Raw genomic sequence first — 19253 nt, 5'->3', positions numbered from 1 at the left:
TCCGGGAAGTCATCAGGAGTCCACGAGAGGAGCTGGCCATGTCGAGTGTTGGAGGCAGTGGAGGAAGTGGCGGAGCCGACAGCGCCAGCAGAGCAGAATCCGCCAGGGCGGAGGCTGCCCGAGCCGACGCCGCGCGCCAGGCCGAGGCTTCGAGGAAGTCCGCCGAGGAGGCCGCCAGGGCCCAGCAGGCCGTGAAGTCGGCGGTGGCCCAGAACCCGTTCGCCAAGGACACCTTCACGGTCGCCGCCGCGAAGGCTCCGGTGGAGCTCAATCCCTCGCCCGTGAGCGGCCCGGTGGCCCAGGCGCAGACGGTCGACGCGGCCCGGGAAGCCCAGGTCACGCAGGAGGCCGAGGTGGCGCAGGCCACGCAGGAGGCCCAGACCACCGAGGCTCAGGCCACCGAGGCGCAGGCCACCGACGAGGCCCAGGCCACCGACGAGGCCCAGGCCACTGAGGAAGCCCAGGCCACCGAAGAGGCGCAGACGCCGACCGTGACGGAGGCGGACCTCGAAGCCGCGAGGGCGGAGCTGCCCGACGTCGAGCTGACCCGCAACCCCGCGGGGACGGATCCGTCGGCGGAGGTCACGGCCCAGAACCAGCAGGTGCAGACCGCGCTTCGTGAGCTGGGCATGGTGGCCGCCTCGCACGTCACCGGCTTCTACGGCTCCATCACCGAGGGCGCCATCAAGTCCTTCCAGCACGAGCAGGGCATGGAAGTCACGGGCAACTACGACGCCGCGACCCGCGAGGCCATGGCCGGGGAGCTGGCCGAGCGCCGCGCGGCCGAGGCCCAGGGCATCACCGCGCCCGCCGTCGACCTCCCGGACGAGTACACCGCCGTCACCGACGAGCAGCTCGCCGACATCATGCCCAATGCCACCGCCGAGCTGCGCGAGCGGTACCTGGAGCCGCTCAACGAGGCGATGGAGGAGTTCAACATCACCACCCCCGAGCGCCAGGCGGCCTTCCTGTCGCAGATCGCGGCGGAGACCGCCGACCTGCAGTTCATGTCCGAGCTCGAGCCCGCCGCGGACCTCGGGGACTACTACGGCCGCGGGCTGATGCAGCTCACCCATGAGGCCAACTACCGCGAGGCGGGCACGGCGCTGGGAGTGGACCTCGTCGGGAACCCCAATCAGGTGGCCACCGACCCGGACCTCGCGGCGCGCACCGCCGGCTGGTACTTCAACGACCGGGGTCTCAACGAGCAGGCGGATGGCAGGCACATCGGCGCCGTCACCCTGGGCGTCAACGGCGGCTACAACGGCATCGACCGGCGCCTGGAGGCCTACGACGCGGCCCTGGATGCGCTGGGCGACTAACCGGCCCGAGTGCGGAGCGGGGAGCCCGGCTGAAGCCGCGCTCCCCGCGCCGGGCTCCTCCACGCGCAGACAGGTCCGCGCGCCTACTTCACCGACGCATCCGCCGACTGCCGCTCCTCCTTGCAGAACGCCAGTCGCTCCTGGAGGGCGGCGAGCGGCACGGCCATCTCCAGCTTGAACGTGTCGCCGCTCGGCTGCACGCGGGCGAAGTCGAGCAGCTGCGCTATTTCCTTCTCGCCCTCGGCCTGCGCCTTCATGCGCGCCAGGGACAGCGCGGCGCCCAGGGACTTGCCCAGGTCCGTCACCTTGTCCGCGTCCGAGCCGCGCACCTCCGCCACCAGCGCCACGTCCGAGCTCGCGTCCACGTGCAGCTCCACGTTCTGCGCCACGTCGCGCAGCCGCTGCGCCAGCTCCGCCTGCTCCGGCGGCAGCAGCTTCGCGAGCTGGTCCACCGACAGCACGCCGTACATCTCGCCGTAGGTGCTGCCCTCCGGAATCACGGACGGCTCATCCGGCCCTCGCCCTTCCACCCGGTCGATGGCCGCCTTTATCTCGTCCGGCGTCTTGCCCACCATGAAGAGCTGGTTGTTCCAGGTGCCCACCGCGGAGTCCCTCCGCCGCGTCACCGTGCCGCCATCCGCCAGGGTGACTGTCCGCTCCCCTGGCTCGTACACCCGCGCGCCCTCGCCGTAGTCCGCTGACACGGCATCGCCCATCAGCTCCTTGAACTTCGCGTTGGTGAAGTTGCCCGACAGCATCATCCCCTCGTCGGTGATGACCAGCCGGTCCAGGTCCTGGAGCGGGTCCACGCCGCTCTTCTCTCGGAACTCGTCCAGCTGCTTCCCGCCGTCGCGCATCAGGCAGTCCAGCAGCAGCTCGCCAATCGGCGAGTGCCTCAGCGCATTGGCCTCGATGACCACGGCCGTGCGGCCCTCGCCCCGGGGCAGCGCCGCGAGCAGCGGATCCCTGGGGCGCTGGGGCTCCCGGACCGCCGTGCCGGCGTCCACCGTCGGCATCACCCACGTCCGGCGCTTGTCGGCGCGCTCGCGCTCCTCGCTGCGCATCCGCCGGGGGAACTCCACCTTGGGGGCCTCGGGAGCCGGCTCGTCGCCCTGGCCGGTGAACATCAGCACCGCGCCCAGCACGAACAGCAGTCCCGCCACCCCGAGCCACACCCGACGCCTTCGGCGGTTGTCCATCTCAGTAGTCCTTTCCTTCGAAGCGCCAGAAGCCCACGGCCAGCGCCCCGAATCCAAACACCAGCACGCCCAGCAACAGCAGCCCCAGCGAGCGCACCTCCAGCGGCGTGGACGCGGCGATGTCTCCCGCCGCCATCGCCAGGGAGGACAGTCGCGGCAGCACCAGCGTCACCGCCTCGAAGGTGCTCCGGCTGAAGCCCGCCTCCAGGAAGTTGGCCACGTCCTTCCGGTACCCCGCGATGATGCCGCCCACCAGGAAGACGAAGCCGGACGCCGCGCAGAGCGCCGCGCTGCGCACCATCGTCGCGGTGGTCAGCATCACCGCGTACACCGCCGCGAAGCCCACGCACGCCATCAGCCCGGCGATGAGCGGCCCCGCCGTCCAGTACCCCGCCTTCACCCCGAAGATGAGCACCAGCCCCGTGGTGCCATACAGCGTGCCGCCCAGCGCCAGCACCATGACGCCCAGGAACGTGCCGGCCAGCAGATGCCAGCGCTGAATCGGCAGCGCCAGCAGGTGCTCGATGCGCCCCGGTGACATCAGCGACGGCGCGAAGTCCGAGCACGCGACGATGCCGAACAGGATGCCCCCGTAGAACACGATGAACGCCGCCGCCGTGTACACGGGGCGCAGCGCCACGTCGACGGAGCGGATGCTCGCGCGAATCTCCTCGCCGAACAGCCGCGAGGCCGCCAGCGCCCCGTCCACCACTTCGATGCGGAGGCTCAGCGCCACCACCGACAGCACCAGGGTGATGCCCACCATGAAGGCGAGGATGAACTTGCGCGACAGCGCCTCGCGCAGCACGTAGCCCGCGATTCCCAGCACCGGATTCAAGCCGCCACCCCCACCGCGCCCGCCGGGGCCACAGTCCCCAGCAGCACGGACTCCAAGTCAGTCCCGTCGCGCCGCAGCTCCACCAGCAGCGCCCCGGCCGAACGCGCCCGGTCCAACGCCGTGTTGAGCGCCGCCGGGTCCTCCGCCTCCACGTGGTACTGGCCCTCGGCGCCGCCGCGCGAGAAGCCCGCCGCCGCCAGCGCCGCCGCGTCCACCCCGGGCGCGAAGCGCACCGCCCACCGGGCCCCGCCGCGCGCCAGCTCCTCCAGGCGCCCCTCACGCACCACCCGCCCGTCCGCGAGGATGGCCACCCTGTCGCAGATCCGCTCCGTCTCCGCCAGCAGGTGCGAGTTGAGGAAGAGGGTGGTGCCCCGCTTCACCTCCTCCAACAGGATGCGGCGCACCTCCAGCCGGCCCATGGGGTCGATGCCGTCCGTGGGCTCGTCCAGCACCAGCAGGGAAGGGGAGCCCACCAGCGCCGCCGCCAGTCCGAGCCGCTGCCGCATGCCCTTGGAGTACCCGCCAATCTTCCGCCCCACGGCGTCCGCCAGGCCCACCCGCTCCAGCAGGCGCAGGTTCCCCGGCGCATCCGCCTTCAGGCCCTTCAGGCGTGCGACGGTGGACAGGAAGGCCGTCGGCGTCCAGGTGCCCGGCAGGTGCAGGCGCTCCGGCAGGTAGCCGATGCGCGCGCGGATGCGCGGGTCCTCCGGCGAGCCGCCCAGCACCTGCACCGTGCCCCCCGTCGGCTGGACGATGCCGAGGATGCTCTTGATGAACGTCGTCTTTCCCGCGCCGTTGGGGCCGATGAGCCCGAAGGCGCACCCCTCGGGCACGCTCAGGTCCATGCCCTTGAGGGCATCGTTTCCTGTCTTGCGGAAGGCGCGGCGGTACGTCTTCCGCAGCCCCCTCACTTCGATGGCTGGCGCTCTGGCTGTCACGGTTGCGACTGTAGACGACTGACGCGGCCGACGATTGCCTGCCCGGCGTTGCCAGGGGGAGGCCAGGCAGGGGAGCGCGCGTTCCATTCACCGCGACGGCACTTTCGCGCACCTGGGAAACGCGTTTCGCACTCCTTCCGTACCTGCCGCGCCGCGACACCCCGTCCTTCCGCGAACTTGGAACCGTTGGGGCTCCATGGTCCGACCCATGCACACCCCGTCGGCCACATTCCCCACCCGCGAAGGAGAAGACCCATGGCGTCCCAGGACCGCTTCGAGCAGCAGCTTCAGGAGGCCCGTCGTGAGCTGGAGTCGGCCGAGCAGGGGCTGACGGCCGGCACCGAGGCGTCGCGCGTGCGCTACGCCCGGGCCCTGCATGAGGCGGACATCGCCGAGCGCCGCGCGCAGCGCCGGGCGCGGGAGGCCCTGCGACATCAGCGCAGCTGGCGGCTCGCCGCAGGCTGAGCAGCCGGGCAGGGAGGCGGAAACGATGAATGCCGGGCGCCGCCGGTTTATACCGGCGTCCGTCATGGCCTATCCCGTCCACAGACCCCGCCGCCTCCGCCGTAACCCCGTCCTGCGCGACATGGTGCGCGAGACGCGCCTCGAGCCGGGTGACTTCATCTACCCGCTCTTCGTCGTGGAGGGCCGGGACGTCCGCCGTCCCATCGGCTCCATGCCGGGCGTCTTCAACCTGTCCGTGGAGCACGCCGTCGCCGAGGCCCGGCACGCGAAGTCCCTGGGCATCCCCTCCGTCCTCCTGTTCGGAATCCCGAACCACAAGGACGCGCGCGGCACCCAGGCGTACGCCCAGGACGGCATCGTCCAGCGCGCCATCCGGGAGATCAAGGCGGCCGACCCGGAGATCCAGGTCATCGCCGACGTGTGCCTCTGCGAGTACACGGACCACGGCCACTGCGGCGTGCTGGAGGAGGGCCACGTCGTCAACGACGCCACCCTGCCGCTGCTGGCCCAGATGGCCGTCACCTGCGCCCAGGCCGGCGCGGACATCATCGCCCCCTCGGACATGATGGACGGGCGCGTGGCCGCCATCCGCCGCTCCCTGGATGAGGTGCGCCTCACCGAGGTGCCCATCCTCTCCTACGCGGCCAAGTACGCCTCCGGCTTCTACGGCCCCTTCCGCGAGGCGGCCCAGAGCGCGCCGAAGTCCGGCGACCGCCGCGGCTACCAGATGGACCCCGGCAACGTGCGCGAAGCTCTCAAGGAGGTCGCGCTGGACGTGGAGGAGGGCGCGGACATGATCATGGTGAAGCCCGCGCTGGCCTACCTGGACATCATCCGCGCCGTGCGCGAGCGCTTCGAACTGCCGGTGGTCAGCTACAACGTGTCCGGCGAGTACTCCATGCTCAAGGCCGCCGGGCAGGCCGGCTGGATTGACTACGAGCGGGTGATGATGGAGACGCTCACCTCCATCAAGCGCGCCGGCTCCGACCTCATCATCACCTACCACGCCCTGGAAGCCGCGAAGCTCCTGTAGACAACAGCCGGACGCACGATGCGCGGGTTGCCGCTTGATCCGCGCGCCGCGTTGCGTCCAAATGAACCGCGCACGATGCCCACCAAGAAGAAGCGGCCCGCACGCAAGTCGGAGAAGCCCCCGCCCCAACGCAGGCGCCGGGCCGGCAAGCGCCCCGGGAGCGGACGCTCCCCGGTCGTCCGCGCGCCGGGACCGTTGCAGTACAAAGTGGTGGAGCTGTCCACGGTGGATGAAGGCACGCTGGAGCGCGCCCTCACCGAATGGACCGGGAAGGGCTGGAACCTCGACGGCGTTCAGTTCGCCATGCGCGAGGCGTCCAAGCGGCCGGCCATGGCCTTCGTCTTCTTCACCCGCGAAGGGGCTCCCGCCGCGCATGACGAGGACGCCGCGCGCGAGCGCCTCCTGCGCATGTCGGACACGGGCAGCCCCACCGCGGCGCTCGCCGCCGGGAGGGCACAGGAGCAGTCCGCCTGGGCCGCTCCGCTGCTGCACCCGCTGAGCGCCCATGAGCGCCTGGCCCGCCTGGCGGGGATGGACGAGCCCGAGTCGCCCGAGGAGGGCCTCACCTTGGAGCCCGAGGAGTGAGCCCCGAGCCTGGACGCGTCTTCATGACGGACAGCCGGGGTGGCAGCCGGGTGCTGCGCATCGTCGCGGACGGCTCGGCGGAGCCCGGCTCGCCGTATCCCAAGGCCTCGCTCTTCCTGCGCCTGGGCGCCCGCCTCGTCGACGTGGCGGTGGCCTGGGGCCTGTACGTGGTGTGCGGCGCGGCGGGCGCGGTGGTGGCGCTGCTCTTCCTGCTGCTGGCCGACGGGATGATTCAGGGCCAGAGCGTGGGCAAGCGCATCTTCGGCGTGAAGGTGATGCACCTGCCCACGCGCTCGGCGGCGCGGCACCGCGACAGCACGCTTCGCAATGCGCCGCTCGCGCTCATCGTGCTGCTGGGGATGATGCCCGCGCCGCTGGGCGCGGTGGCGGCGGCGGCGGGGCTGGTCGTCATCGGCGGCGTGGAGGCGTGGCGCGTGGTGAGGGATCCGCTCGGCTGGCGGCTTGGCGATACCTGGGCGCAGACGCAGGTGGTGGACGGGAAGGTTGTCGCGGGCGCAACCGTTGCAGCCCGCACGCCGGTGGCTCATCAGCGAGCTCCGGGGCGAATCATGTCCGCGGCGAAGGTGCGCCGTGGTCGCTTGCTGAAGAAGAGAAAGGGGCAATCGTGCGCATCGCGCTGACCCACAACCTCAGGCTGTCTGATTCGGAAGAAGAAGCGGAGTTCGACACCCAGGAGACGGTCAACGCACTGGCCGCGGCCATCGAGCGGCTCGGCCACCGGCTGGAGCGCTTCGAGGTCAGCGGCCCCGCCTCGCGCACCGTGGCGCGGCTGGAGGCGTACAGCCCGGACCTCATCTTCAACACCGCCGAGGGGCGCCGAGGCCGCTTCCGTGAGGCCTTCTACCCGGCCCTCTTCGACGAGCTCGGCTTCCCGTACACGGGCTCGGACGCGTACGCGCTCGCGGTGACGCTGGACAAGCAGCTCACCAAGCTCGTCCTCACCAAGCAGGGCATCCGCACCCCGGGCTGGCAGTACGTGGAGAAGCTCAGCGAGCTGACCGCGGAGAACCTGCGCTTCCCCGTCATCGTGAAGCCCAACTTCGAGGGCTCCTCGAAGGGCATCACCCAGGACTCCATCGCGGAGACGCTGGACGAGGTGCGCACCAAGGTGGCCGCCGCGCTGGAGAAGTACCCCGCCGGCGTGCTGGTGGAGGAGTACATCTCCGGCAGGGACCTCACGGTGCCCTTCCTGGCCGCCGTGGACAACGACTACGACGGCGTGCTCACGCCGGTGGAGTACGTCGTCGACCCGGCCATGACCGCCGGACGCAAGTACGCCATCTATGACTACGAGCTGAAGACGAAGAAGGAGAACGCCGTCAGCGTGCGGGCTCCGGCCCTGATTCCGCCCCGCACGGCGGAGGACGTCCGGAAGATGGCGCAGAAGATCTACCAGGCGCTCGACTGCCGTGACCTCGGCCGCATCGACTTCCGCTTGAGCGACGCGGGCGTGCCGTACTTCCTGGAGATCAACGCGCTGCCCAGCCTGGAGCCGGGCGCGGGCATCTACGCCTCCGCGGAGCTGGACGGGCTGCACCTGGACGGGGTCATCAACTCCATCATCCAGAGCGCGGCGAAGCGCTACAAGATCAAGGACGGCAAGCGCCAGGGCAAGCCGGCGCGCAAGACGGGCCCGCTGCGCGTGGGCTTCACCTACAACGTCAAGCGCGTGAAGCCCATGGCCAACGCCGAGTCGGTGGAGGACAGCGAGGCCGAGTACGACTCGCCCAACACGCTGCAGGCCATCCGCGAGGCGATTGCGTCCTGGGGCCACGAGGTCATCGACCTGGAGGCCACCGCGGAGCTGCCCACGGTGCTGTCCAGCACGCCGCTGGACATCGTCTTCAACATCGCCGAGGGCTTCAAGGGCCGCAACCGCGAGAGCCAGGTCCCGGCCATGCTGGAGCTGCTGGACATCCCGTACACGGGCTCCGACCCGGCGACGCTGTCCATTGCCCTGGACAAGGCGCTGGCGAAGAAGATCGTCCGCCAGGCCGGCATCCTCACGCCCAACTTCCAGCTCATGGCCACGGGCAAGGAGCGCCTCAACAAGGAGTTCACCTCCTTCCCGCTCATCGTGAAGCCGGTGGCCGAGGGCAGCTCCAAGGGCGTCGTCACCAAGAGCGTCTGCTACAGCGAGGCGGAATTGCGCGAGGTGGTGCGCGAGATCGCCGGCAAGTACCAGCAGCCCGCGCTCATCGAGGAGTACATCGGCGGGCGTGAGTTCACCGTGGGCCTGCTGGGCGAGCGCCGCCCTCGCGTGCTGCCGCCGATGGAGATCGTCTTCCTCGACAAGGCGGAGAAGAACCCCGTCTACAGCTTCCAGCACAAGCTCGACTGGACGGACCGCATCCGCTACGACGCGCCGGCCAAGCTCGAGCCCGCGCTGCTGGAGAAGCTGCGGACGGCGGCGCGCAACTCGTTCATGGCGCTGGGGTGCCGCGACGTGGCGCGCATCGACTTCCGCATGGACGACAAGGGCCGCATCTACTTCATCGAGTGCAACCCGCTCCCTGGCCTGACGCCGGGCTGGAGCGACCTCGTCCTCATCGCCGCGGGCGCCGGCATGGACTACCGGGGGCTCATCGGCGAAATCATGGCCCCCGCCATCCGCCGCTACAAGGAGCGCGAGGCGCGCCGCGCGGCCGAGCACCCCTCGGCGGTGCTGCGCAAGGGCCTGCCCCAGGACGAGCAGGGCGCTCCGGCCCCCGCGCAGTCCACGGCCCCGGCGTCTCCGGGCGCTGGCGGCGGCTCGGGCACTGGCGGCGGCTCGGGCACTGGCGGCGGCGAGCCGGCCCCGCGCATCGAAGCCAAGGCCTGACGCCCGGGCTGCCTTGCTGACCGACGCCCCGTCCCGTGCCTGCCTTCCTGGCGGCCGGGCCGGGGCTTCGTCTTTTCCTCCGCCGGGCCTCGGGGCCACCGGGCCCGGGGGCGGGGCATGCGCAGGAGTGATTGACGGTGGGAGTGGGTCGGATAGGGTCCGCCGACCATGGTGCACATCCCCGAGGAAACAGGGCCCCGTGTCCGCGCTCGCGAGCTGGGCCTCCCGCTGGGGCGCTTCAAGCCCGGGAAGTTCAACGCCATCACCGACGTGGAAGGCGTCCTCGTCGGCCACAGCACCATCATCAAAGGCGAGGGCCCGCTGCGGCCCGGCCATGGCCCGGTGCGCACCGGCGTCACGGCCATCATGCCCAACAACGGCAACATCTTCATGGAGCGCATGACCGGCGGCGGCTTCGTGCTCAACGGCGCGGGCGAGGTCTCCGGCATGACGCAGTTGATGGAGTGGGGGCTCATCGAGACGCCCATCCTCCTGACCAACACCATGGCGGTGGGCGCGGTGTCGGACGGCGTGGCGCGCCACCTGGTGGAGCGCTACCCCGGCATCGGCGACGAGCACGACGTCATCATCCCCGTGGTGGGCGAGTGCGACGACTCGTGGCTCAACGACATCTCCGGCCGGCACGTGCGCGAGGAGCACGTGCGCGAGGCCATCCTCAAGGCCGCCACCGGCCCCGTGGCCGAGGGCAACGTGGGCGGCGGCACCGGCATGGTGACGTGCGACTTCAAGGCCGGCATCGGCACGTCGTCCCGGAAGCTGCCGGAGGTGCTGGGCGGCTACACGCTGGGCGTGCTGGTGATGTCCAACTTCGGGAAGATGCACAACCTGAGGGTGGGCGGCCTGCCGGTGGGCGAGGTGCTGGCGGAGAAGTTCAAGGGCACGCCCAAGCGCGGCCACACGTACGGCTCCATCATCGCCGTGGTGGCCACGGACGCGCCGCTGCTCAGCCATCAAATCAACCGCCTCTGCAAGCGCGTGGCGCTGGGCATCGGCCGGGTGGGCAGCTACGCGGCGCACGGCTCGGGGGAGATTGTCGTCGGCTTCTCCACCGCCAACATCATCCCCAGGCGCACGCAGAAGATGGTCTACAAGCTGAAGATCCTCCTGGATCAGCGGCTGGACCCCCTCTACGAGGCGGTGATGGAGGCCACCGAGGAGGCCATCCTCAACGCCATGTGCATGGCCACCTCCATGACGGGGGTGAACGGCAACCACAGCCCGGCGCTGCCCCTGGACGAGGTCCGGCGCGCCCTGGACGCCTTCAAGCCGATCTTCGCCTCGGTGAAGAAGCGGCCCCAGCAGAGCAGCGCCCCCGCGTCCCGCGAGCGGCCGAGCGACGAGGACCGGGAGGGGGAGGTGACGGTGTCCACTGCCAGACCCACCCAGGTGAGGGGGGCGGAGGGCATCCCGTACCCCACCCGGCCCGCCCCGGACGAGCCCCAGGAGCCCCCTCCGGAGGGTTCCTCTTCCGGGAGCCCATCCGGTTCTGATAGGTAAGCCCGTCTTTTTTCACGTCTCCCTACCGGGAGCACAGGAGTCAACGATGGCCCGCAGCAAGAGCAAGCACCGCCGCGTGCAGATGAAGATCAAGCAGGCCTGGAAGAAGCGGGCGAAGAAGAACAAGGCCGAGGCCAAGGCGGCCGAGGCGAAGAAGAAGTAGTCCCTTCCCGTCCTCGAGCGGCCCGAACCCTCACGGCCGGGTCGCCGAGAACGGGGTGATGACGTTGCAGCGCTGGGGCCCGTTAGGCCCCGCGCGCGAGAAGTTCCCGCTGTAGTTGCCGGCCAGCCGCGCCGTCCCACCGTCCAGGATGGGGGGCGTGTAGAGGCCGGACAGGCTCAGCGACTGCGTGACGCCCCCATCCGGGGAGCCCGCGGCATTGCCCGACAGGCTGAAGGACCCCTGGCCGGAGACGGTGCCTCGCAGGGACACCCCCTGGAGCGTGCCGGCGAGGTCGGCGCCCGAGCGGGTGATGTCCAGCGGCTGGCCCCGGGGCAGATCCACCCCCAGTGTGCCGCAATCGTCCGGGGCGCCCGCGTCCCCGAAGTCCATCCGGTAGCGGCCTTCGATGGCCGGGCACTCCGTGCACGGCGTGGCCCCATCCCCGCACCCGGAGGTGGCGAGCGTGAGTCCCAGCGTGAGTACCGCGGCGCCCAGGGGCGCGAAACGTCCAGAAGTCATGGTTGTTCCTCTGCGGGGGTGAACCCGGACTTCCCGGTGGGAAGGGGGGTTCCTAGGTTGGGGGTGGTCGGTGGGCTCGTGGGGCGGCGTGGGGTGGGGCGGTGGGTGAAACTCGGCGTTGGTCGAACTTCGTTTTCGCGGGGCTCTTCGCGCTCGCGTTGATTCTCTTCTCCAGGATTCTGCTGCCGTTCCTCATGCCAGTGCTGCTGGGCGGCTTCCTGGTCGTCTTGTTCATGCCAGTCCAGGACTACCTGGGCCAGAAGCTGCGCGGTCGCAAGTCCCTCGCGGCCGGGCTGTCCACCCTCGCGGTGTTCCTCCTCATCCTGGTGCCGCTGGCGCTGGTGGGGTGGATGGTGGCGCGTGAGCTGCTCCAGTTCGTGGGGCAGGCGCAGGACCTGCTGGAGCAGGTGGACCTGCGTCACCAGTTCGCCTCCAGCCTGCCCCGCGGTCTGAGCCGCTACATCCGGTTCGACCCGGAGAGCGCGGAGACGGAGCGGGCGCTGATGACGGCCGTGACGGGCGGGGCGGCGCTGCTCAAGGACGTGGTGAGCGCGGGCGCCGAGCTGGTCATCAACATGTTCATGATGACCGTGGCCATGTTCTACTTCTTCCTCGATGGCCGCCGGCTGGTGTCCGAGGTGATGCGGCTCATCCCCCTGGACAAGCGCTACTTCGAGGCCTTCTCGCGCGAGTTCACGGACGTGGCCTACGCGATTGTCTACGGCAACACGGTGACGGCGCTCATCCAGGGCGCGGTGGGCTTCGCGGGGCTGCTCATCGCCGGGGTGCCGCATGCGGGCGTGTGGGGCGCGGCCATGGTGCTGGTGGCGCTGGTGCCGGTGGGCGGCACGGCGCTGGTGTGGGGGCCCATCGGCGTGGTGCTCATCGCCGCGAACAAGGTGACGGAGGGCGTGTTCCTCCTGTCCTGGGGCACCTTCCTGGTGGGCAGCATCGACAACGTCATCCGGCCCAAGCTGTGCGGGGCGCGCATGGCGCTGCACCCGCTGCTCGTCTTCCTGTCCATGTTCGGCGGGCTGGCGGTGTTCGGGATGATGGGGCTGCTGGTGGGCCCGCTCATCGCCTCCATCTTCATGGCCATGGTGCGCATCTACCGGCGTGACTTCCTCGGCATCGGCCGCGCGGAGCACCTGGCGGCGGCGCAGGCGCAGGCGGCGGCGGACTCGTCGCCGTCCCTGGTTCCGGAGCCGTCGCCGATGTCGGTGGGAGGAGCGTCCCTGGGCGCTCCGGCGACGATGAACGCCTGAGGGTCCGGGCTCCGGCCTCCCGGTCGCGAGCCTGGACATCGCCTGCGGGGTGGGTGAACCTCCCCCGGGAATGATGAACATCGGACACGCGATGGTCCGCTGGGGCAGGTCGCTCGCCCTGGCGGTGGTGCTGGCCTCCCCGTCGGCGCACGCCGACGTCGTGGTGAAGCAGGGGGAGGCCGCGCCCGCGCCCCAGGCCATGTCGCAGCGCGTGGCCCCGAAGTCCGTGGACGCGGCGCTGCGCGGCCCGCGCCAGGTGTCCGGGGGGGCGAACACCCCGACGGCCCCGTTCCTGGAGGTGGCGCTGGACACGGGCTCGGGCGGCACGGTGGGCGACGAGCCGCTGCGCCCTCCGCTGGCGCGGCTCTTCCTGGGCGGCACGACGACGTGGCGCCAGTACTGCGCGCGGCCCGGAGTGAAGTCCTGCGGCGAGTTCGACCGGAAGCCCGAGAGCGAGCAGCTCGGGGACCAGGTGGACTACTCGTCGACGGTGCCGTACCTGGGCTTCTCCGCCGAGCTGGAGCTGCTGCCGCTGGCGCGCAGTCCATCCGCGGTGCGGGGCCTTGGGGCGCTGCTGGGCTACCGGCGCGGGTACTCGTCCACCAACGTGACGCTGCTGAGCGATGCGGGGCAGTCGGTGACGCGCGAGGTGGTGGCGACGGACTCGGTGCTCACCGCGCAGGCGCTGTACCGCTACTTCTTCCCGCTGGGCGAGTCGAAGCAGCTGCTGGGCTACGCGGGGCTGCGGGCCGGCCTGCTGACGCGCGCCTTCGACGTGGACGAGTCCGCGCAGAGCGCGCTCCTGGGCTCGCACCGGCTGTTCCCGGCGGTGGGCCTGGAGGTGTCCGTGCCGCTGCTGCGGGCGGTGCGTCTGGAGGGCGCGGGCCAGGTCTTCATCGGCGCGAAGCCGGGGCAGGGCTTCGACGACGAGGGCGGGGCGCTGGACCTGGAGGTCAGCGACTACGGCACGTCGGTGTCCAGCTTCGGCTGGGAGGCGGAGCTGGGCGTGGCGGGGGAGCTGTGGGGGCCGTTCGGCTACTCCGTGCGCTTCCGCCTGTCGCGCTACCAGGACACCTTCTCCGGCGCGGGGACGCGGACGGGCTGGGAGGCCGGCGGTGTGGCGGAGGAGACCTACTCCAGCCTCCAGTGGGGTCTCACCGCGACGTACTGAGCCCGGCGCCCGGAGGTAAAAAGGGGGCAACCCGGTAAGCCGCATTACCCTGGTAATCGAGAAGTCGTGTAGGAATCCGCCCGAAAGGGAGGACCCTCCATGGTCTCCATGCTCCGTCGTGCCCGTGGCGCGCTTGGACTCGTTGTCATTCCCGCCGCGCTGATGCTGCTGTCCGCCTGCGGACCGGAATCGTTCGAAGACGACACCTTCGGCTCCGCCGAGTTGGCGCTCGCCGGCCCCGGCTCGACGGCGTTCCGCGCCGCGCTGGCGAAGCGGTGGGCGCCCATCCACTACCAGGACGTGGACGTGACGGGCTCGCACGGACTCAACGGCCGGGGCGACTACATCAGCCGGGTGGACTTCGACGGTGACTGGAGCGGGACGAACAACTGGGACAACACCCCGTCCCGGGCGCTCACCGCGCACGCCTACCACTCGCTGGTGGAGACGAGCACGCACTGGTACCTCGTCTACACGTTCTTCCACCCGCGCGACTGGTCCGACAACATCTTCGACTCGGAGCATGAGAACGACGCCGAGGGTGTGCTGCTCATCGTGGAGCGCAATGGCACCGAGTACGGCGCGCTCGTCGGCGCGGTGACGGTGGCGCACAAGGACTTCTTCTCCTTCGTGCCGGATGGCAGCCCGCTCGGCTCGGGGGTGGAGTCCATCGACGGCAAGCTGTCGTATGCGTCCTTCGAGGGCGTGCTCCACCCCATCACCGCGCAGGAGGCCAAGGGCCACGGGCTCAAGGCGTGGCCGGCGTATGACATCGTCGGTGACGGCGTGAAGTACTTCCCTTCGCTGACCACGGCCGAGGAGCCCTCGTCGGCCACGGACTCCGACGTGCGCTACAAGCTCATCGACATCTACGGCTCCGAGGGCCTGTGGCAGCGCCGGGGCCTGAGCACGCTCTTCTCGTCCGAGGGCACGTTCCGGGGCGACACGAGCGGTGGCTGCGGCCACGTGGCGGGGCAGTGCGGGACGAACTCGGCGAATACGTCCTGGGGCTGGGACGACCAGAACGACGGCCCCATCCTGCGCGGCGAATTGGGCAACGACCCGGCGAAGCTCGCGGCGTACTACTTCAGCCCGTCCTCGCGGTTCTCGACGACGTACACGTTCAATCCGTTCAAGGGCATTGGAGATCCGAACTCGCCCTGAGCCATGACGCTCGGCCTGGGCCTAGAGTGCGGGTATGAGCACGCACCTGACGGCCCAGGAGTTGCGAAGGAAGTGGAAGGCGGCGAACGCGGAGCCGGTGGACGGCTCCCGTCGGCTCGACGCCTACCGGGAACTGGCGGAATGCTGTCCGGCGTTCGTTCCCAACCTGCTGTCCTTGAGCCGGACGAGCCTGCTCGGGCGGGAGCAGGCGCCCGAGCCCGCCGCGCGCGTCGACGAGGCCGAGCGGGCGCTGCGCACGGCGGTGGATGTCTCCGCCGGAGCGCCGGAGCCGCTCATCGAGCTGGGGCGGTTCCTGGCCATGGCGCGGACCTCGCCCGTCGACGCGGAGGCCGCGTTCGCCTCCGCCGCCAGCGCGGCGCTGTCGCTGCTGGAAGAGGCGTGGGCCGGGTGGATTCACGCGCTGGGGCAGCAGGACAAGCTGGATGCCGCGCTGGAGGTGGCGGACCAGGCGAGGCGCATCCTCCCGGACTCGGCCGCCATCAGCAGGGCGGTGGATGAGGCCCAGCGCCGCGCCTCGCGCTGAGCGGCGAGGCTCATTCCCCCCGGAGCGTCACCGCCGGGTCCACGCGCATGGCCCGGCGCGCGGGGACGAGACACGCCACCAGCGCCACCCCGAGCAGCAGCGCCATGACTCCGCCGAACGTGAGCGGGTCATGCGGTGCGATGCCGTAGAGGATGCTCCCCATCACCCGTGACAGCCCCAGTGCGCCCGCGACGCCCAGCGCGACGCCGGCTCCCGCGAGGGCCATGCCGCTCTTCAGCACCAGCCGCAGCACGTCCGACGGCTGGGCTCCGAGCGCCAGCCGCACGCCCATCTCCCGCTGCCGCTGGCTCACCGTGTAGGCCAGCACGCCGTAGATGCCCACCGCCGCCAGGGCGAGCCCCAGTCCCGCGAACAGGCCCAGCAGCACGGACAGCAGGCGCGGGCGCGTCACGGCCTCGCTCACCACCGCCTCCAGCGTGGTGATGCGGCTGATGGTCTGCTGCGAATTCACGGACCAGATGGCCTGCCGCGCGGCGGTGGCCAGTGGCAGCAGTGCACCCTGTCCGCGCACCACCAGGTTCAGGGATGAGCGGGTGCTCTGCAGAACGTGCACATAGCTGAGCGGTGGTGCCGCCTCGGCCAGTCCCGCCTGACGCACGTCGCCCACCACGCCGACGATGCGGAGCTCCGTCGTGCCCACCTTGATTGTCTTGTCCACCGCGTCCTCGCCCGGGAAGTACCGGCGGGCGAAGGCCTGGTTCACCACCATCACCTCGGGGGCGTCCACCGTGTCCGTGGTCTCGAAGGCGCGGCCTCCCAGCAGGGGGATGCCCAGCGTGCGGAAGTAGTCGGTGCTCGTGTGCATCAGCAACGTGTGCGGTGGGCTCGCCTCGTCCTCCGGGTGGCCGGGGCGGCTGAAGGCGAGGTCCTCGCCCTTGTGCTCCAGCGGCAGGTACTTCACCAGGGCGGCGGACTGCACGCCCGGGACGGCGCGCACGCGCTCAAGTATCTCCGCGAGGTACTGCCTCCGCTGCGGCCGCTTCTCCTGGGGGACGGAGAAGCTCACCACCGCGGCGCCCTTCGCGCGGAAGCCCGGGTCCTCGGCGAGCATCTTCCCCAGGCTGCGCGTGGCCAGTCCCGCGCCCGTGACGAGCACCACGGCGATGGCCACCTCCGCGACGACGAGCATTCCGCGCAGCCGCGCCCCGCCCGCGCCCACCGTGCCGCGCCCGGCCTTGAGCATGGGCTCCAGCCGCGTGGAGCTGGCCCGGAGCGCCGGCAGCAGTCCGAACAGCAGGCCCGTGAGCAGGGTGGCGCCCGCGGCGAAGGCCAGCACCTCGCCGTCCACGCCCACCTCGCGCAGCCGGGGGAGCTGCTGCACGGAGGCGCCCACCAGGGCCTCCGTGCCCCACACCGCCAGCAACAGGCCGAGTGTCCCGCCCAGCGCCGCGAGCACGACGCTCTCCGTGAGCAGCTGGCGCACCAGCCGCCCCGGCCCCGCGCCCAGGGCCGCGCGCACCGCCAGCTCCCGCTCGCGCAGCGTGGCCCGGGCAAGCTGCAAGTTGGCCACGTTGGCGCAGGCGATGAGCAGCAGCAGGCCCACCGCGCCCAGCACCACCAGCAGGCCCGCGCGCACGTCGCCGGTGATGGCCTCGTGCAGGGGAATGGCGGTGACGGCGGGGTACTGGGCGTTGCTCTCCGGGTGCGCCTCCGCGAGCTGCGCGGCGATGCCGCCCAGCTCCAGGCGCGCCGTCTCCAGCGTCACGCCCGGCTTGAGGCGGCCGGCCGCGGCGAGGAAGCGGTTGAAGCGGACGCGGGGGATGCCGCTCTCGGGGATGCGGGACAGGGGCAGCCACACATCCATCTGCTCGGCGGGGAAGGTGAAGGACGGCGGCATGATGCCCACCACCGTGTGGGGCACGCCTTCCAGGGTGAGGGTGCGCCCGACGAGCGCCGGGTCCGCGCCGAACCTGCGCGTCCAGAAGCCGTGGCTGAGCACCACCACCGCGTCCTGGCCCGGCACGTTCTCCTCCGGCAGGAGCGCCCGGCCGAGCTGCGGCGCCATGCCGAGCGTGGAGAAGAAGCCGTCCGTCACGAAGGTGGCCTCGAGCTCCTCGGGGTCTCCCAGGCCGCTCAGGTCCACGCCCGACATCTTCTCGACGTGCCACCACGCGCCCACGTCCGAGAACGACTGCTGCCGGGCCTTCCAGTCCTCGAAGTCGTTCTGGGAGAGGGCACTGCGCGGCGAGTCCAGCACGGGGCTCGCCTGCCACAGGCGGACGAGCCGCTCGGGAGCGGGGAAGGGGAGCGGCTTGAGCAACACGCCCCGCACCACGCTGAACAGGGCGGTGGTGGCGCCGATGCCCAGCGCCAGCGTGAGGATGGCCACCAGCGTGAAGGCGGGCGCCTTGCGTAGCGTCCGCAGCGCGTACCGTACGTCCTGCGCCAGCGCGTCCAGGAAGAGGCTGCGCTTCAGCTCTCGCTCCCTCTCCTGGCCCAGGCGCACGCACTCGGAGCGCACGCGCTCCAGGTCCCCGAACTCCTGCCGGGCGAGCTCCCGGGCCTGGGTGGGCGGAAGGCCCTCGCGCTGGAGCTTCTCCGCGCGCTGCTCCAGGTGGAACCGCAATTCGTCATCCACGTCCTGCTCCACCGCGCGCGGGCGCACGGCGAGCTTGAGCAGGCGCTTGAAGCCAGGCGGCATTCGCATGGCGGGCCTCAGGCGACCTCGAGGATGCGAGACACGGCTGCGGCGTAGCGCGTCCACGTCTGGGCTTCCGCGCGCAGGTGGGCACGGCCGGCGGAGGTGAGCTTGTAGAACTTCGCCCGCCGGTTGTTCTCGGACAGGCCCCACTCGGCCTCCAGCAGGCCCCGCTTCTCCAGCCGGTGCAGCGCGGGGTAGAGCGCGCCTTCCTCCACCTTGAGCACCTGGCCGCTGCGCTCGCCGATGGCCTCCGCCACCGCGTAGCCGTGCAGCGCGCCCCACGACAGGCTCTTCAGGATGAGCACGTCCAGCGTGCCCTGCACCAGCTCCAGCGACGTGTCCGCCATGCGCCCGGCTCTCCCCTTAGCTTTTTAGGGGAGAGTGCCCGGGCTCCCCTAAGGTGTCAAGGGGAGGGGCCCCGGTGCCAGGCCTCACGCAAGGACTGGCACCAGGGGTGTGAGTTGTATCGCCTGTCAGGGCTTGGGCATGACCAGCTCGGGAGCGGGTCCGTCCACCGGCGCGGGAGGCGCTTCCTGCTTGTCTTCCAGCAGCCCTTCCTCGGCGCCGCGAGGGCCCACGGGGAAGATGTTCTGGTTTGCCTTGAGCCAGATGGACTTGGAGGCAAGCGCGTCGAACCAGTTGTTGGGCATCCAGTTGGTCGACGGGGGCGGCATCGAGCAGCCGAAGGCCGTGAGGATGTGATACGTCGCATCCATGCAGTTCTCGAAGACGAGCGCGTAGCCCTTCTGGGACCACTCGTCGACCATCCGGAACGCGGCGCCTTCGTCGCCTCGGCCCCTCAGAATCTTGTACTCGTCATAGCCCTGGCCGAGCAGCTGGTTCATCACCTGGGCCTCTGTCGCGGTCCGCTTCCAGGTGATGTTGAGCTGGGGCGGCGACCAGGGCATGCCCATGAAGCCCTCGGTCGAGCCGAAGCAGGCCGAGCCCGGCCACCGCTGGAAACAGTAGGCGACGTGGCCCCGGTGACCCGCGCCTTCGCGTCTGACAAAGACTGCTCCGTAGAT

The 19253-nt window shown here is 70.9% G+C and carries 19 protein-coding genes; 12 read left to right on the top strand and 7 right to left on the bottom strand.

Annotation, left to right across the window (positions count from 1 at the left end):
• The first annotated feature begins 38 nt into the window (after positions 1 to 38).
• Positions 39 to 1322 carry a glycoside hydrolase family 19 protein gene (locus G4D85_RS19790; RefSeq protein ID WP_164014207.1) on the top strand — a complete coding sequence of 428 codons (1284 nt, stop codon included), beginning with the start codon at positions 39 to 41 and terminating at the stop codon, positions 1320 to 1322.
• An 83-nt stretch (positions 1323 to 1405) separates the two neighbouring features.
• On the opposite strand, the gene G4D85_RS19785 is transcribed toward G4D85_RS19790, so the two are convergent.
• From G4D85_RS19785 to G4D85_RS19775, 3 genes are read right to left on the bottom strand one after another with little or no spacing between them, the layout of a single operon-like run.
• Positions 1406 to 2521 carry a hypothetical protein gene (locus G4D85_RS19785; RefSeq protein WP_164014205.1) on the bottom strand — a complete coding sequence of 372 codons (1116 nt, stop codon included), beginning with the start codon at positions 2519 to 2521 and terminating at the stop codon, positions 1406 to 1408.
• A gap of 1 nt (position 2522) precedes the next feature.
• Positions 2523 to 3359 carry an ABC-2 transporter permease gene (locus G4D85_RS19780; RefSeq protein WP_164014203.1) on the bottom strand — a complete coding sequence of 279 codons (837 nt, stop codon included), beginning with the start codon at positions 3357 to 3359 and terminating at the stop codon, positions 2523 to 2525.
• Complete coding sequence (locus G4D85_RS19775; RefSeq protein WP_164014476.1) at positions 3356 to 4261, bottom strand: ABC transporter ATP-binding protein; 906 nt, start codon at positions 4259 to 4261, stop codon at positions 3356 to 3358. Before G4D85_RS19775 ends, G4D85_RS19780 begins: the two co-directional genes overlap by 4 nt.
• Positions 4262 to 4552: 291 nt before the next feature.
• Between G4D85_RS19775 and G4D85_RS19770 the strand changes: the two genes are divergently transcribed.
• From G4D85_RS19770 to G4D85_RS19740, 7 genes are all read left to right on the top strand, one after another.
• Positions 4553 to 4762, top strand: coding sequence for a hypothetical protein (locus G4D85_RS19770; protein WP_164014201.1), 210 nt, complete (start codon positions 4553 to 4555; stop codon positions 4760 to 4762).
• A gap of 64 nt (positions 4763 to 4826) precedes the next feature.
• A complete protein-coding gene (hemB, locus tag G4D85_RS19765; RefSeq protein ID WP_240359380.1) occupies positions 4827 to 5795 on the top strand; it encodes a porphobilinogen synthase in 969 nt (322 codons plus the stop codon).
• A 75-nt stretch (positions 5796 to 5870) separates the two neighbouring features.
• Positions 5871 to 6380, top strand: a complete 510-nt coding sequence (locus G4D85_RS19760) for a hypothetical protein (RefSeq protein WP_240359379.1) — start codon at positions 5871 to 5873, stop codon at positions 6378 to 6380.
• 23 nt (positions 6381 to 6403) lie between these two features.
• Positions 6404 to 7021 (top strand): RDD family protein, encoded by a 618-nt coding sequence (locus G4D85_RS19755; RefSeq protein ID WP_164014473.1) that lies wholly within the window; start codon positions 6404 to 6406, stop codon positions 7019 to 7021.
• Positions 7006 to 9222, top strand: a complete 2217-nt coding sequence (locus G4D85_RS19750) for a D-alanine--D-alanine ligase family protein (RefSeq protein WP_164014197.1) — start codon at positions 7006 to 7008, stop codon at positions 9220 to 9222. The genes G4D85_RS19755 and G4D85_RS19750 overlap by 16 nt, the downstream gene beginning before the upstream one ends.
• Before the next feature lie 168 nt (positions 9223 to 9390).
• The gene (locus tag G4D85_RS19745) at positions 9391 to 10740 is read left to right on the top strand and encodes a DmpA family aminopeptidase (protein ID WP_164014195.1); all 1350 of its coding nucleotides are present in this window, start codon (positions 9391 to 9393) and stop codon (positions 10738 to 10740) included.
• Between the two features lie 46 nt (positions 10741 to 10786).
• Positions 10787 to 10903: an aminopeptidase gene (locus G4D85_RS19740; protein ID WP_164014193.1), complete on the top strand. Its 117-nt coding sequence runs from the start codon at positions 10787 to 10789 to the stop codon at positions 10901 to 10903.
• 30 nt (positions 10904 to 10933) lie between these two features.
• On the opposite strand, the gene G4D85_RS19735 is transcribed toward G4D85_RS19740, so the two are convergent.
• Complete coding sequence (locus G4D85_RS19735; protein ID WP_164014190.1) at positions 10934 to 11422, bottom strand: hypothetical protein; 489 nt, start codon at positions 11420 to 11422, stop codon at positions 10934 to 10936.
• Between the two features lie 101 nt (positions 11423 to 11523).
• On the opposite strand from G4D85_RS19735, the gene G4D85_RS19730 reads away from it, so the two are divergent.
• From G4D85_RS19730 to G4D85_RS19715, 4 genes are all read left to right on the top strand, one after another.
• Positions 11524 to 12687 (top strand): AI-2E family transporter, encoded by a 1164-nt coding sequence (locus tag G4D85_RS19730; protein ID WP_164014188.1) that lies wholly within the window; start codon positions 11524 to 11526, stop codon positions 12685 to 12687.
• Positions 12688 to 12757: 70 nt separating this feature from the next.
• Positions 12758 to 13858: a hypothetical protein gene (locus G4D85_RS19725; RefSeq protein WP_240359378.1), complete on the top strand. Its 1101-nt coding sequence runs from the start codon at positions 12758 to 12760 to the stop codon at positions 13856 to 13858.
• Positions 13859 to 13957: 99 nt separating this feature from the next.
• Positions 13958 to 15022, top strand: coding sequence for a hypothetical protein (locus G4D85_RS19720; RefSeq protein WP_164014185.1), 1065 nt, complete (start codon positions 13958 to 13960; stop codon positions 15020 to 15022).
• A 34-nt stretch (positions 15023 to 15056) separates the two neighbouring features.
• On the top strand, positions 15057 to 15566 hold the full coding sequence (locus tag G4D85_RS19715; protein ID WP_164014182.1) for a hypothetical protein: 510 nt from the start codon (positions 15057 to 15059) through the stop codon (positions 15564 to 15566).
• Between the two features lie 10 nt (positions 15567 to 15576).
• Here G4D85_RS19715 and G4D85_RS19710 read toward each other — a convergent pair whose 3' ends face one another.
• The 3 genes from G4D85_RS19710 to G4D85_RS19700 form a co-directional block, all read right to left on the bottom strand.
• A complete protein-coding gene (locus G4D85_RS19710) occupies positions 15577 to 18234 on the bottom strand; it encodes an ABC transporter permease (RefSeq protein WP_164014180.1) in 2658 nt (885 codons plus the stop codon).
• A gap of 8 nt (positions 18235 to 18242) precedes the next feature.
• On the bottom strand, positions 18243 to 18575 hold the full coding sequence (locus tag G4D85_RS19705) for a PadR family transcriptional regulator (protein WP_164014178.1): 333 nt from the start codon (positions 18573 to 18575) through the stop codon (positions 18243 to 18245).
• Positions 18576 to 18701: 126 nt separating this feature from the next.
• Positions 18702 to 19142: a hypothetical protein gene (locus G4D85_RS19700; protein ID WP_164014176.1), complete on the bottom strand. Its 441-nt coding sequence runs from the start codon at positions 19140 to 19142 to the stop codon at positions 18702 to 18704.
• Between the last annotated feature and the right edge of the window lie 111 nt (positions 19143 to 19253).

The organism is Pyxidicoccus trucidator (assembly GCF_010894435.1).
Lineage (GTDB): Bacteria > Myxococcota > Myxococcia > Myxococcales > Myxococcaceae > Myxococcus > Myxococcus trucidator.
The sequence above is the reverse complement of the archived record's forward strand: the minus strand, read 5'-3'. Positions and strand labels throughout refer to the sequence as shown.

Coding starts and splice junctions, on each gene's coding strand:
- G4D85_RS19760 (WP_240359379.1), top strand. CDS start 5,871: ATGCCCACCAAGAAGAAGCGGCCCGCACGCAAGTCGGAGAAGCCCCCG.
- G4D85_RS19710 (WP_164014180.1), bottom strand. CDS start 18,234: ATGCGAATGCCGCCTGGCTTCAAGCGCCTGCTCAAGCTCGCCGTGCGC.
- G4D85_RS19705 (WP_164014178.1), bottom strand. CDS start 18,575: ATGGCGGACACGTCGCTGGAGCTGGTGCAGGGCACGCTGGACGTGCTC.
- G4D85_RS19770 (WP_164014201.1), top strand. CDS start 4,553: ATGGCGTCCCAGGACCGCTTCGAGCAGCAGCTTCAGGAGGCCCGTCGT.
- G4D85_RS19740 (WP_164014193.1), top strand. CDS start 10,787: ATGGCCCGCAGCAAGAGCAAGCACCGCCGCGTGCAGATGAAGATCAAG.
- G4D85_RS19735 (WP_164014190.1), bottom strand. CDS start 11,422: ATGACTTCTGGACGTTTCGCGCCCCTGGGCGCCGCGGTACTCACGCTG.
- hemB (WP_240359380.1), top strand. CDS start 4,827: ATGGCCTATCCCGTCCACAGACCCCGCCGCCTCCGCCGTAACCCCGTC.
- G4D85_RS19785 (WP_164014205.1), bottom strand. CDS start 2,521: ATGGACAACCGCCGAAGGCGTCGGGTGTGGCTCGGGGTGGCGGGACTG.
- G4D85_RS19715 (WP_164014182.1), top strand. CDS start 15,057: ATGAGCACGCACCTGACGGCCCAGGAGTTGCGAAGGAAGTGGAAGGCG.
- G4D85_RS19725 (WP_240359378.1), top strand. CDS start 12,758: ATGATGAACATCGGACACGCGATGGTCCGCTGGGGCAGGTCGCTCGCC.
- G4D85_RS19720 (WP_164014185.1), top strand. CDS start 13,958: ATGGTCTCCATGCTCCGTCGTGCCCGTGGCGCGCTTGGACTCGTTGTC.
- G4D85_RS19790 (WP_164014207.1), top strand. CDS start 39: ATGTCGAGTGTTGGAGGCAGTGGAGGAAGTGGCGGAGCCGACAGCGCC.
- G4D85_RS19700 (WP_164014176.1), bottom strand. CDS start 19,142: ATGGGCATGCCCTGGTCGCCGCCCCAGCTCAACATCACCTGGAAGCGG.
- G4D85_RS19755 (WP_164014473.1), top strand. CDS start 6,404: ATGACGGACAGCCGGGGTGGCAGCCGGGTGCTGCGCATCGTCGCGGAC.
- G4D85_RS19745 (WP_164014195.1), top strand. CDS start 9,391: ATGGTGCACATCCCCGAGGAAACAGGGCCCCGTGTCCGCGCTCGCGAG.